This is a genomic window from Nocardioides sp. NBC_00850 (assembly GCF_045207335.1).
Classification (GTDB): domain Bacteria; phylum Actinomycetota; class Actinomycetes; order Propionibacteriales; family Nocardioidaceae; genus Nocardioides.
The window spans coordinates 2,942,911-2,954,944 of sequence record NZ_CP108845.1 but is presented as its reverse complement, the minus strand read 5'-3'; the positions used below and the strand labels follow the sequence as shown (position 1 = coordinate 2,954,944).

12 protein-coding genes are annotated in these 12,034 nt (G+C 66.5%); 2 read left to right on the top strand and 10 right to left on the bottom strand.

The window, feature by feature from the left end; genetic code table 11:
* Positions 1 to 22: 22 nt before the first annotated feature.
* The 7 genes from OH802_RS14370 to OH802_RS14340 all read right to left on the bottom strand — a co-directional run bounded on the left by OH802_RS14370 (position 23) and on the right by OH802_RS14340 (position 6,427).
* Positions 23 to 883, bottom strand: coding sequence for a hypothetical protein (locus OH802_RS14370; protein ID WP_406029011.1), 861 nt, complete (start codon positions 881 to 883; stop codon positions 23 to 25).
* 661 nt (positions 884 to 1,544) lie between these two features.
* Entirely contained in the window at positions 1,545 to 2,129 is a 585-nt protein-coding gene (locus tag OH802_RS14365; RefSeq protein WP_406029009.1) for a suppressor of fused domain protein, read from the bottom strand.
* On the bottom strand, positions 2,122 to 3,282 hold the full coding sequence (locus tag OH802_RS14360; RefSeq protein ID WP_406029007.1) for a GH-E family nuclease: 1,161 nt from the start codon (positions 3,280 to 3,282) through the stop codon (positions 2,122 to 2,124). Before OH802_RS14360 ends, OH802_RS14365 begins: the two co-directional genes overlap by 8 nt.
* A 67-nt stretch (positions 3,283 to 3,349) precedes the next feature.
* Positions 3,350 to 3,661: an RHS repeat-associated core domain-containing protein gene (locus OH802_RS14355; RefSeq protein ID WP_406029005.1), complete on the bottom strand. Its 312-nt coding sequence runs from the start codon at positions 3,659 to 3,661 to the stop codon at positions 3,350 to 3,352.
* 86 nt (positions 3,662 to 3,747) lie between these two features.
* Positions 3,748 to 4,994 (bottom strand): IS3 family transposase gene (locus OH802_RS14350; RefSeq protein ID WP_406029003.1). Its coding sequence is split into 2 segments (ribosomal slippage): positions 3,748 to 4,715 and positions 4,715 to 4,994, totalling 1,248 coding nucleotides; the frame shifts between segments, so codons are not numbered across the junction.
* 226 nt (positions 4,995 to 5,220) lie between these two features.
* Positions 5,221 to 6,093 carry a serine/threonine-protein kinase gene (locus OH802_RS14345; protein ID WP_406029001.1) on the bottom strand — a complete coding sequence of 291 codons (873 nt, stop codon included), beginning with the start codon at positions 6,091 to 6,093 and terminating at the stop codon, positions 5,221 to 5,223.
* A gap of 7 nt (positions 6,094 to 6,100) precedes the next feature.
* On the bottom strand, positions 6,101 to 6,427 hold the full coding sequence (locus tag OH802_RS14340) for a hypothetical protein (protein WP_406028999.1): 327 nt from the start codon (positions 6,425 to 6,427) through the stop codon (positions 6,101 to 6,103).
* A 165-nt stretch (positions 6,428 to 6,592) separates the two neighbouring features.
* On the opposite strand from OH802_RS14340, the gene OH802_RS14335 reads away from it, so the two are divergent.
* Positions 6,593 to 7,027 carry a hypothetical protein gene (locus OH802_RS14335; RefSeq protein WP_406028997.1) on the top strand — a complete coding sequence of 145 codons (435 nt, stop codon included), beginning with the start codon at positions 6,593 to 6,595 and terminating at the stop codon, positions 7,025 to 7,027.
* Between the two features lie 43 nt (positions 7,028 to 7,070).
* Positions 7,071 to 8,153: a Vms1/Ankzf1 family peptidyl-tRNA hydrolase gene (locus OH802_RS14330; RefSeq protein WP_406028995.1), complete on the top strand. Its 1,083-nt coding sequence runs from the start codon at positions 7,071 to 7,073 to the stop codon at positions 8,151 to 8,153.
* A 20-nt stretch (positions 8,154 to 8,173) separates the two neighbouring features.
* On the opposite strand, the gene OH802_RS14325 is transcribed toward OH802_RS14330, so the two are convergent.
* The 3 genes from OH802_RS14325 to OH802_RS14315 all read right to left on the bottom strand — a co-directional run bounded on the left by OH802_RS14325 (position 8,174) and on the right by OH802_RS14315 (position 12,024).
* Entirely contained in the window at positions 8,174 to 9,106 is a 933-nt protein-coding gene (locus tag OH802_RS14325; protein ID WP_406028993.1) for a lysophospholipid acyltransferase family protein, read from the bottom strand.
* Positions 9,107 to 9,221: 115 nt separating this feature from the next.
* Positions 9,222 to 10,802 (bottom strand): lactate racemase domain-containing protein, encoded by a 1,581-nt coding sequence (locus tag OH802_RS14320; protein WP_406028991.1) that lies wholly within the window; start codon positions 10,800 to 10,802, stop codon positions 9,222 to 9,224.
* 31 nt (positions 10,803 to 10,833) lie between these two features.
* Positions 10,834 to 12,024 carry a zinc-binding dehydrogenase gene (locus OH802_RS14315; RefSeq protein ID WP_406028989.1) on the bottom strand — a complete coding sequence of 397 codons (1,191 nt, stop codon included), beginning with the start codon at positions 12,022 to 12,024 and terminating at the stop codon, positions 10,834 to 10,836.
* Positions 12,025 to 12,034 lie beyond the last annotated feature (10 nt).

Here is a 12,034-nt window from a genome sequence, read left to right as displayed (position 1 = left end):
GCGGAAAGGTGACCGAACCGGGCTAGTCAGTCAAACTGTCAAGGTAAGGGGCTATCGTCTCGCTCATCCGAGATTGGCGATAGGTACGATCCAAGAGCCCAACTCGAGAGGCTTCTTCGCGGTCGACCTTTCGAAGGTATCCGGCGGAGGTTTCGGCGAGTCCGAACTCGCCATAGTCGACCCCCGGAGCCTTAACAAATCCGTCGTGATAGATGGTCACTGGGGTCGGAAATTGAACAATCAGATCGGGGGCGTTCACGATGATCTTCCAACTCCCGTCGCGGATGCTCTCTTCATCTGTATGGATCACAGTTCCCGCCGAACCCAGGGCCGGGATCCGAGGAACTGGCGCCCGACTCGTGAAGAAGCCGACTGCAAGGCCCCAACGGTTTCGTTCGAGCGCAACACCCATGTAGTAGCCACCCAAGCTGGCAGGAACCGCGATCAAATCGCCGATCTTGACGCGCTGTTTGGGCGCCTTGGCAACGACCGAGATCTTCGACACGTCGCCTAGAGGAACGTCAGAAAAATCCACGTGTCCGTCGCGGAGAGCAGCAAGGATCTGTGGACCAAGATCTGCGGGCGGATCTCCCCTTTCGGCTCCAGCCGGGTCAACCGACTGCAGCAGATCGACTGCGTCGACGAAGGCCGCATCATTGAGTTCGACGACACGCGACTGCGTCTCTGGCCTGTAGCGTTGACTGCCGGAAAGGTTGGCGCTGAAGGAGACATCGGAGTGGTAGTACTCGCGAGATCCTGCGTCGAGCACCTCTAGGAACTCACCTAGAGTTGGCTCACTATTGAGGTCTTCTTTGAACGCAACGCACAAGGCTTTGGCAATTTCTCCAGAAGCCTTGGCCGTCAAGCCATCAGAGTCCGTCATTGCGCCGTCATTCGGGTAGCAAGTTGGATCGAGTTGGCGGCGCCGTCAACCTCGGCGCATGGTTGACACCAGATCGATTCTCCATCGACCAGTCAGACGCTTCCATTCCACACCGCAATTACGAACTCCAATAAGTCATGTTCGAGCCGGACTCATACGAGGGCGATCGCGACCCCATGTCCTCCCCTGTCTTGCGGAGGTATTCGTTCGGTGCCAGATACAGAAGAGACTCAGCGGCGTTCGCAAATGGCTCCACGAATCGGACGAAAGTCTGCGAGTGATGATGTTGCAGCTTCGAAGGCGTACTTTCCAGCGAGTATGCACGCGGCCCGTGTGTACAGGAATCCGTCGCTAGTTTGCGGCAGGAGTGTTCCGTCCCTAAGCATGACCGAGATCGAGGCGAGCTCTTCGCGGTCCGTTCGAAGAGGCGTGCGTGGAGTTCGTCTTGGAACTGACTCAATTCGACAGGGTCGAGGTCCTGTAGCCGAAGACGGACTCTTTCAATCGCCGATTCGACGTCGTTCTCCGTATGCATCGAAATGCGATTGTCGCCAATTATGTCCCATAATGACGCCGCCAACTTCACCACCCTAGAACAGGCTTCCTTGAACTGCACCATCGAGGCCCCAACTGGACGGTTCTCGAATTTCTGCCCTCCGACCTAAACAACCGATGCTCGAAACAGGTCAAAGTGATCAACCTTCTTCTCTTCGAGCAATGTCGTCAGCGCGTCGAACCCGAACTCTCTGAGATAGGAGGCCTCTGAGTCGCTCAGGGGAACTCCCTGCAAGAGATGAACCACGGGATCGACCCCACCGATTTCGAGCGAGGCCACGTTGTCGAAATCAAACGGCTCTTGCCACATCAAGTTCGGTGTCGTTGTCGTCGGGACGTGCTCGAGAACCATGCCCCGGAACACGACGCCGGGCGCCGCAAGCCAGCGATCTTTGATTACAAAGAATGCTGACGTCGCGACGATTTCAGCTATCTCTGGGTTACCAGACTTCCCGACCATGAGGAGCTCGACGCGAATATCTTCGCCTTCAAGCTCGTTGGGATAGGCGTGAAGGGAGGCCGTTACACACGTCTGGAGCGTGGCGTGAGGGGTGCCATCGGCATCCACAACCGCGACGACGTGACTTTCGTCTGCGTCATAGTAGGCATGCACCGAGTTAGCGCCTCCCAGACGCTCACGCAGGAAGTCCGACACACTCTTTCGAGACTCAGGAAGTTTGGGCTTAGTCAAGCATCTCACCTTTATGTCCGCGGTTCGAAGAAGGAAGTTCAGGCCGATAGTTGGCAACGTTGTTGTGCTCGTCCAAGAACTGTTTCCGGCTAATTCCGCGATCCGCGGCGTCTGCCGCGTGCCGACGGAACTCATGACCAGGCACATGCCCCATATCCCAAGGCTGGTCCTTGCTCATGAACCTCCCGGTTACCGGGTCCCGCACCTGGTTCGTGCTCGCCTCAACAGCGTTGGTCCAAACCTTTTCCCGAACTCCTGCACGGTAGTTGCTGGGTCGCGAATAGTCCACCGTGTCATCGCCGTCGCCACAGTTGTGGACTAGGGCGTGCATCTCGGCGACGAGGTAGGTGTGGGGACCAGATACCGTCAGGTTGAAGGCGACGCCGACTGAGCTATCACCCGAACTCAGGCCGGTGAAGACGGCTGTCTCCCCGCGTGTCACCGAGAGTCTGTCTCCGGGTTCGAAGTCCCGCAGCTCTTCGTAGCGAGCGTCAGTCGCGTTCCAGAATGGGTGGTCCTCCGTGGTCGCGATACGCGTGGTGGCGACGCCTAGTCGGTGGCTCGCTGGGTCATCGCCGTTGGCTTGGCTGTGCCGGCCAGCGACCTCATCCTCCTGGCGCACTGCGGTGAAGGTGGCTGCGACGAGATTGTCAGAGTGGACCCAGGTCGCAATCACAGGATGTGCGGAGGTCTTACCGGTGACGGGGTTCCGGGTCTTGACGTAGTCGCCGATGTGGACCTGGTCGATGCGTTTCAGCGAACCGTCGGCCATGACGACGCGGGTGTCGCCGGAGAACGATCTCAGCGCACACGAAGCTCCAGCTCCGCCTCCGACGTCTAGCTTCTTGCTTGCGGTGGCTCCCTTGAGGGCTCTGGTGATGCCGGTGACAGCCTTCGTTCCGCCCAGGATCAGGCCGACCAGGTCGGCGCTGAGCTCGACGACGAGTTTGCCGACTGCTTTGCCGAAGGCGTATTGGTCGCCGGACTTCCAGGCGTCGTAGGCGGCTTTGAAGTCGTCGGCGTGGGTGAAGGAGGTGACGATGGACTTGAAGAAGGTCTTCACGTCGGGCGGGTCGGCGATGAGCTTCTTGATGTTGTTGGCGATCGAGACCGGGTTGAAGGAGTCGATCACTTCCCGGGCGCCGTCGCCCATCCCCGAGATGGCACCGGCTGTGAAGTCGCGCCCGCCAGAACTCGAGGATCGACTCGATCCTCCCGAGTCACCTCTCGGCTGGTACATCCAGTTGGGGTTGTGGCTGGGCGGAGTCCAGTTGTAGGACGGGGTTGGGGTGGCCGGGGCCGCCACCACCGCCGGGGCTGTCGAGCAGCATGAGCCCGGAGCCGTCGGCGTAGCCGATGGGGTTGTTGCCGGAGTAGGTGTAGCCGTGGGCTGCGGTCGGGTCGGTGTCGGCCAGAATCGGGTCGACGGAGGTGAATCTGCCGACGGTGGGGTCGTAGAACCGTGCCCCGAGCTCTGTGAACCCGGTGACCTTGTTCTCTGGCTGGTTTAGGTAGCCGTGGCTACCTGGCAACGTCCCGGGGGCAGGGGCGCCGGCCTTGTTGGCCAGCAGGTTGCCGTAGGGGTCGAGGTAGCGGTGATTCGCCCTGGGTTTCGTTCCTATCGGTTTCCCTGTCCGGCGGTCACCGGGTGGGCTGAATCGTGGTCAGCGTAGTAGGCCTGCTCGACCTCGATAGGGGTGCGGTAGTCGAGCTCGCCATGAAGCCGGCGGTTGTTCCACCACCACACGTACTCCAGGGTGGCCAGCTCGACCTGTTCGACGGTGCGCCAGGGTCCACGGCGGCGGATCAGCTCGGTCTTGTACAGACCGTTGACGGCCTCGGCGAGGGCGTTGCCGAAGGAGTCGCCAACCGTGCCGGTCGAGGGCTTCGCGCCCAACTCGGCGATCCGGTCCGTGTAGACGACCGCGAGGTAGTTCGACCCGTGATCAGCGTGATGCACCAGCTGGGTCAGGTCACGGCCGTCACGGGCCGCGTCCCAGGCAGCCATGTCCAGCGCCCGTAGCGGGAGGATGTCGGCCTTCAGTGTCGCGGCGACGTTCCAGCCCACGATCCGTCGCGAGTACACGTCGGTGACGAACGCGACGTAGGCGAACCCGGACCACGTCGCCACATAGGTCACGTCAGCAACCCACAGCCGGCCTGGGCCGGGTGCGGTGAAGTCCCGGTTGACCAGGTCTTTTGGAAGATCAGCGGTCTTGTCGGGGCGGGTGGTGAAGACCTTCCTCGAGCGCCTCACACCCTGCAGCCCCAGCTCCCGCATCAACCTCGCGGTCTGGTCCCGGCCGATCGCCCAGCCCTGCCGTTTCAACAGGGCGTGCATCTTCCGGACCCCGTACACGCCATAGTTCTCAGCGTGCAGCCGGGCGACCTCGGGTTTGAGGAGGTCATCGCGCAGCCGCCGTGCCGAGGGCGCCCGGGTCTTCGCGGCCCGGTAGCCACGCGAAGTGATGAACCCACGAACCGCCGCACCCAGGACACGGCAGATGGCCTCGACCCCGAACTGATCACGATGTTCATCGATGAACCGGATCATCTCGTCGTGGGACGGTCGAGTTCCTTGGCGAAAAACACGCTGGCCGACTTCAAGATCTCATTCGCCCGCCGCAGCTCAGCGTTCTCTCGCTTGAGTCGCTTGATCTCAGCCGCAGCATCGGTGGTCACACCCGGCGCCAGCCCACCGTCGACCTCGGCCTGTCGCAGCCAGCCACGCAACGTCTCACCGTTCATCCCCAGCATGCCCGCCACGTGACGGATCGCGGCCATCTGGTTCGGGTGCTCCGGACGGGCCTCAGCGAGCATCCGCAACGCCCGCTCACGCATCTCGGAGGAATACTTCTTCGGCATCGTTCCCAATCCTGTCAAAGATGTCGGAACGAAACCCAGGGCGAATCAAGATCGATCTTTAACGGACCAACCCCATCAGATGGGCCCGAAGCAATCCCTTGAACCATCGCATTTTGCACCCGTAGACGGCGACCAATCGGGTGAACCCGGCCGTGCTGGATGTTGTTAGCAGCGGCAGTCTCATTGCAGCCGAGCATTCATGCCCCGAGGGCCGGCGCAAGTTGAATCAGCTGATCCGCAGCCCGCCCAGCGGGGCGCGCGGGAGCCGCTCAAGCGCGGGCGAGACCACCTCGGCGACCTCGGCGGGCGCGGGCCGGTCACCGGCGGCGGGGGCGAGGCACCCGTCGATGACCTTGACGATCTCCGGCGGCGTACGTCTGGGGAGAGGGCCGGGGCGGGAGACGAGCTGCGGGTAGCGCTCGGCGCGGTCCGAAGCGTCCGGGTCGCCATGGGGGAAGGGCCGCTCGCCGGTGACGGCGTGGAAGAGGGTCGCGCCGAGGGCCCAGACGTCGCTGGCGGGGCCGACCTCGCCGCGCTCGCCGGGCAGGCACTGCTCGGGCGCCATGTAGGCGTCGGTGCCGATCTCGTGGCGCAGCGCGGCGGCCGCCGGGACAGGCCGGGCCACGGAGAGGTCGATCAGCCGGGCCGGCGAGCCCATGATCAGGTTGCTCGGCTTGATGTCGAGGTGCACCCAGCCGGAGCGCCGCAGGTAGTGCAGCGCCGAGGCGAGGTCGAGCGCCAGCGGCAGGTACTGCTGCTCCGGGAGTCGCCCGTGGCGGCGGATCAGCGTCGAGAGCCGGGGGCCCTCGACGTGCTCCATCACGACGTACGGGCGCTCGCCGTCGAGGTCCTCGCGCAGGCCGCGGACGAGGACCGGATGACGCAGCTGCGTCAGTGCGTCGGTCTCGCGCCGCAGCGCGTTGCGGCTGGTCTCGCTGTCGATCAGGTTCGGTCGCAGGACCTTGGCGACGACCGGCCCGTAGGTGATCTCGTCGAAGGCCAGGAAGGCCTCGTACGACGAGCCGCCCCCGAGCAGCCGCATCGCGGTCAGCTCGGGGGTGATCGCGTCACCCTGGACCAGGCCCCAGGTGTCGGTCATCTTCGACTCAGCCCTGGGTCCGGTCGTTGGTGTTGTCGTCCTTGGTGTTGTTGTCCTTGGTCTGGTCGTCGCGCGTGACGTTGTCGCGGGTGTTGTCCCGGGTGTTGTCCTTGGTCGCCCGGGTCACGCCGGTGCCGTTGGTCGCGGTGTCGTTGCCGGCGGCGTCGCGGGTGACGTCGTCGGCGTCGTTGTCGTCGTCATCGTCTACGGTGGTCACCTGGGTGTTGGACTTCTCCTCACGCTTGGCATAGCCGTCGTCATCGACAGCGGCAGCGCTCTGGTAGCTGAACACGCCGGCCGCCACAACGCCGACCAGGCCGGTACCGAGGATCATCGGAAGCTTCTTCATCATTCGTCCCTTCAGGTTCTGCCCCGGGTGTTCCCGGCGCCATGCAAGAACCATCTCGGCCCGCGGTGAGGTGATCGTGAGATGACCATGAGAGCTCTCTCATCCGCGAGCCGGTTCGGGTCCTGGGGCCGGTGGTGATAGGAACGTCCCGTGCAAAGCAGCGAGCGGCGCGAGATCGCGGTCAAGGTCGGTGTGCTGCTGCTGGTCGGGGTGCTGATCTCGGTGGCCGGCTACGGCTACTCGCGCTCACGCTTCCGCGAGCACGCCACCGAGCAGTCCGAGACCGCCGCCAGCCAGTTCGCGCGGACCACGAGCTGGACCACGGTCGAGGCGAAGCCGGAGCTGGTGGCGCAGTGGGCGCGGGCCTGCCCCTCGGTCCAGACACCGCCCACCGAGAAGACGGCCGACGCGCGCGGCCACCTGGAGAAGGTACGCATCACGTCCACCGACCTCACCGAGACCGGTGCCACGGTCGAGCTGACCCCCGACGGCGGCCGGTCCGTGTTCACCCTCGTGGTCACCCGCTCCGGCGAGGGCAAGGACGAGGAGTGGCAGGTCACCGAGGTCAGCTGCGCGGCCGGTTGATCGAGCGCGTGTCACATCCCCTGTCGGTGGGTACCACACCGATATGGACACTGCTGGATTCACCAACCTGTTGACCCGACCCGGGCCGTACGCCACCGTGCTGGCCGATGTCAGCCAGGACTCGGAGAACGCGGCCCACGCCAAGGAGCTGCGGGTGCGCGCCGCCTGTGAGGAGCTCTCCGCCCAGGGCGCTCCCCCGGGCGTCGTCGCCCAGGTCTCCGACCGGCTGGAGGCGAACGTACGTCAGCCTGCCCCGCTCGCGCGGGTCGTCGTCGCGACGCCCGAGGGGATCGCCTACGACGAGGTCGCCGTTGCCGCGGTCCCCAACCCGGTCGCGACCTGGGACATGCTGCCCGACCTCGGCTCCTGGATCGCCGCGCGCGAGACGTCGATGCCGTTCGTGCTGGTCCTGGCCGACCACACCGGTGGCGAGATCTCGCTGTGGGACTCGGGACTGCCGCAGCCCACGAGCACGACCACCGTGGAGGGCGACGAGCTCGAGCACGTCCACAAGGTCCACGACAACGTCGGGTGGGCGGCGTTCCGCATGCAGCAGACCACCGACAACGTCTGGCGTCACAACGCCGACAAGGTCGCCGAGGAGGTGACCAGGCTGGTCCGCGACCACGGCCACGAGCTCGTGCTCGTCGGCGGCGACCCGACCACGGTGGGCAGACTGCGCGAGAAGCTCGCCGGCCAACCTGTCGAGGTGGTCGAGCTGGCGAGCGGACAGCGTGCCGCGGACGGCGGCGACCAGGCTCGCGACGACGCGATCCGTAGCGCTCTGATGGACCTTGTCGTACGCCATCGCACAGCGCTGGTCCGGCGGCTCGAGGAAGCCTGGGGCAGGGGCGAACGCGCGGCCACCGGTGTACGCGACGTCGCCGACGCCTTCGTCACCGGCCGCGTCGAGACCCTGCTGATCGACCCCGGCGCGCTGGCCGGCCGCATGCTCGACCCGGCGGATCATCCCGGCCTCACCTTCGGAGAGGCCCCGGTCTCCGGTCCGGTCGAGGCCGGCGAGGCGCTCATCGCCGCCGCGGTCCTCACCGACGCGGAGGTGTACGTCCTGCCCGCCAGCCTGCTCGGCGACGCCCCTGTGGCAGCGCTGCTGCGCTGGGCGTGACCCGGCTCAGCAACACATCCTCAGCGGCGCCAGGCCCTGATCCGGTCCGGGTCGGGGTCGGGTGACTCCGTGGCCGCCCAGACCTTGCGCCACTCGGCGATCTCCTCGCCGGCGGGGTCGGGCGTGCGCTCCTCGGCGGCGCGGCGCATCGAGGCGTACCAGTCCGTGGCGTCCTCATCCAGCAGCCTCGCCACCGCCGTCCGGATCCGGGGCGCGAACTCGCGGATCGACTCGCCCTCGGTAGGGCGGAGCGGCTCCCCGAAGCGTACGGTCAGCTGGCGGCGGCCCCCGGCCTTGTCCTTGCCGGGCCAGTTCACCCCTCGCGGCATCGCCGCGTAGGTGCCACGGTGGGCGATCGGGACGACGGGGACGCCGTACTCGATGGCCAGGTAGGCGGCGCCGGACCGGAACCGGCCGACGGTGCCGTCCTTGGACCGGGTGCCCTCGGGGAAGACGACCAGCGACCAGCCGTCGGCGAGCACCTCACCGGGCGCGTTCGCGAGCGCGCCCCCGCGACGGTCGATCGGCAGCGTGTTGAAGACCAGCGACGAACCCACCGCCCGCCACCAGGTGTCGAAGAAGTAGTCGGCCGCGGCCGCCACCGCCGTACGCCGCCGCCACTGGTCCGGAAGGCTCAGCAGGATCAGCGGAGTGTCCAGGTGGGAGGCGTGGTTGGCCACGAAGATCACCGGCCCGTCGAGCCTCTCGAGCACATCGAGGCCCTCGACCTGGGTCTTCACCTGCGACCGGAAGACCGCCTCGAGCCCGGTCTGCGCGACCTCCCTGACCGCTCGCGCGGCCGGCCTGCGCGACCACTCGTTGTCGAAGACCGTCGTCGTCGCCGGCGGTACGAACGGCTCCGCCGACCGCGGCACCTGCGCCCGGTGACCCCACCGCCAGCCTCGCTGGAAGAGCCGTACGTCGCGGGCGGTCTCCTTCCAGAACCCGCTCATCGCTCCGCCTCCTCGCGGTGTAACACGTCGTTCGTAGGACTACTCGCCCTATTAGAACGACCGGATAGTCCTACGAACAGCGTGTTACAGCTGTCTCGCGACGCGCTGACCCACCTCATCGCACGTCGGCCAGCAGGTGCGGAGGGTTGCGGAGGTAGGTGATCGACGGGGACGGGCCGACGGTCGAGCTCGCCATCTCGAGCGCGTCCCGCAGCGTCGACGCCGACCGGAAGCCCATCCGCGCCGCGGCCTTGGGGTTGCCGCCGACCCAGATGACATCGCCGAGGTGGTCGAGGGCGTGCGCGATCCAGTACCACATGTAGAACGGGTGGACGCCGTGGTAGGCGTTCGAGGTGCGGTAGAGGTGGACGTACCAGGGGTCCGTGGCGAACTGCTCCTCGAACTTCGGCCCGATCAGCGCCGGGTCGGTGGTGTCGGCCAGCACCTCCTCGTAGAAGTCGACGTAGGAGGGGTGCGTCAGGGTGTTGAAGCCCTCATCGAGCGGGTGGTAGAGGATCGCGACGCCACCCTCGCGCACGACCGGCTGGCGCAGGTAGGAGTTGAAGTAGTAGCCCAGCCCCATGCAGGCGGCCAGGATCGGGTTCATGGTCGAGTTGACGTTGTAGGGGCCGAGATAGGGCACCCCCATCACCATCACGTCGGACTGCCCCTCGACCTTGACCCGCTGCTGCTGGTGGACGCGCTGCACGGTGAGCTCGTGCACCGGCTCGACGGCGCCGGCGGTGATCCCGGTCAGCCCGTAGTTGGACCGCAGGTCGTGGAACATCTTGTGGCGCATCTTCTGCGGCGCGACCGCCAGCCCTCTTCGCAGGCCGAGGACAGTGGCCTGGTCGCGCAGCGACCACTCCCACTCGCGCTTGAGCAGGGTGTCGTACGGCTTCCCGAACACCTCGTTGTCGAGCGTCGTCTCGATCTGGAAGACCTTGACGTGCTCGCCGATCAGCCGGCCCATCCGCCAGGCCGAGGAGTGCATCTCGGAGTGCTTGTGGTCCATGAACGAGCGCGAGTGCACCATCGTCTTGGCGTTGTGGTGGTGCTTGATCGACTTGTAGGACGCCAGCCCGATGCCGACCGACTTGTGGCCGCCGTCCATCGCGACGAGGTTGACGTTGACGTAGATCAGCAGGTCGGAGGTGGCCGCCCGCTTGTTGATCTCGACGTCCTCGCCCTTCTCGGTGACGCCCATGTGCTCGAGGTTGGTGCGGTCCTCGGCGTCGTGGTTGTAGAGCAGCCCCTGCGGCGCGAACGAGCGGAAGACGCGCTCGCCGACGATGTGCTTCATCTCCGCGTCGGTCATCCGGCGGTGCAGGGCCAGCGCGGCGATGATCTCGACGTCGTCGACGCCCTTCTCGGCCGCGATCGTGAGCACCTGCTCGATGATCCGGCCTCGGACGTCGGGAGCCTTCATGGTCGGCAGCGGCAGGGAGAGGTCGTCGAAGGCGATCGTCAGCCGCATCCCCGGGAACATCAGCTCCCGCAGCGGCTCGGAGTCGACCGGGTTCTCCAGCGACTCCCGGATCGCCGCGTCCACGTCCGGCACCGTCGGCAGCGACTCGGGCGGGTAGACCACCCGGGTGCCCTGCGGGAACTCCTCCAGCCGGAACCCGAGCCCCTCGTGGACGAGCAGGGGCGGCGTACGGTCGTCGACCTCCAGCACAAAGCCTGGGCGTGTCATCGATGACTCTCCTTCTTCAAGACGGCTGTGCTCAGCTGGTCCGGCTGGGGTCGAACGCCACCTTGACGGTGCCGAGCCGACCGGCTGAATGGGCATGGTCGAGGGCCTCGCGCCAGCGATGGAGCGGGTAGGGCGCGACGGTCTTGGCCAGGCGGCACATGGCGTCGTGGCCGACCAGGTCGAGGGCGGTGGCGAAGTCGCCGGAGCCGCGCGAGGAGGCGTACGTCCCGACCACCTCGAGCTCCCGGAACCAGGCCGCGGACAGATCGGCGGAGGCGGGCATCCCGGAGAGCACCACGCGTCCACCCGCACGGGTGGCGTGCAGGCAGGTCTGCAGCGACTCCTTCGAGCCGACCGCGTCGACGGTCACGTCCACGCCGCCGAGAAGGTAGGGCGAGGAGAGCATCTCCGGCTCGAGCATGAAGGCGCTGGTCGCGCGCCTGATCCTGCGCAGCGTCTCCGACGGCGCGACGACCTCGGTGGCGCCGAACTCCAGCGCCAGCTCGCGCTGATGAGCGTGCTTGGCGACGACCAGGATCTCGCCGGCGTCGGTGAGCTCGCGCAGGGCCAGCGTGGCCAGCAGCCCGACCGCGCCGGCACCCGAGACGAGCACGCGGTCACCGGGCTTGACCGCGGCTCTTCGCGCGGTGTGGACCGCGCAGGCGACCGGCTCGGCGAGCAGCGCCTGCTCGTCGGAGTAGCCCTCCGGCACCACGTGGAGCTGGGAGCGGTGCACCGAGAGCTGCTGCGACCAGCCGCCGCCGGTGTCGTGGCAGAAACCGGTCTGCAGTCCGGAGGAGATGTCGCCGACGGTGATCCGGGAGCAGCGGTTGGTCTCGCCGCGCGCACACGCCTCGCACGCCTCCAGCCCGCGCGCGGCGCAGGTCAGGACCGGGTCGACGACCACGCGGGTCCCGGCCTCCAGGTCGCCGCAGGGGTCGAGCAGCTCGCCCACGATCTCGTGGCCGGGCACGAACGGCAGGCTGACCAGCGGCTGGAAGTAGAGGCTCGTCCTCCCCGACAGCATCCCCAGGTCGGAGCCGCAGATGCCGGAGAGGGAGACCCGCAGCCGCGCCCATCCGTCGTGCTCGACCCTCGGCGGGTCGAGCGTCACCATCCGCAGCGGTGCCGCCGCCCCGGTCAGCAGCAGCGGCAGCCGCCCGCCGGCGACCTTCCCCAGCGCCGTCTTGGCGACGCTGCGGTACATCTCGAGCGCGAGCATTCAGCCCCTC

Bases quoted from the DNA above. Each gene is read 5' to 3' on its own strand.
- OH802_RS14370 (WP_406029011.1), bottom strand. From the start codon at position 883: ATGACGGACTCTGATGGCTTGACGGCCAAGGCTTCTGGAGAAATTGCC.
- OH802_RS14360 (WP_406029007.1), bottom strand. From the start codon at position 3,282: ATGGGCGACGGCGCCCGGGAAGTGATCGACTCCTTCAACCCGGTCTCG.
- OH802_RS14345 (WP_406029001.1), bottom strand. From the start codon at position 6,093: ATGACCGACACCTGGGGCCTGGTCCAGGGTGACGCGATCACCCCCGAG.
- OH802_RS14340 (WP_406028999.1), bottom strand. From the start codon at position 6,427: ATGATCCTCGGTACCGGCCTGGTCGGCGTTGTGGCGGCCGGCGTGTTC.
- OH802_RS14330 (WP_406028995.1), top strand. From the start codon at position 7,071: ATGGACACTGCTGGATTCACCAACCTGTTGACCCGACCCGGGCCGTAC.
- OH802_RS14325 (WP_406028993.1), bottom strand. From the start codon at position 9,106: ATGAGCGGGTTCTGGAAGGAGACCGCCCGCGACGTACGGCTCTTCCAG.
- OH802_RS14320 (WP_406028991.1), bottom strand. From the start codon at position 10,802: ATGACACGCCCAGGCTTTGTGCTGGAGGTCGACGACCGTACGCCGCCC.
- OH802_RS14315 (WP_406028989.1), bottom strand. From the start codon at position 12,024: ATGCTCGCGCTCGAGATGTACCGCAGCGTCGCCAAGACGGCGCTGGGG.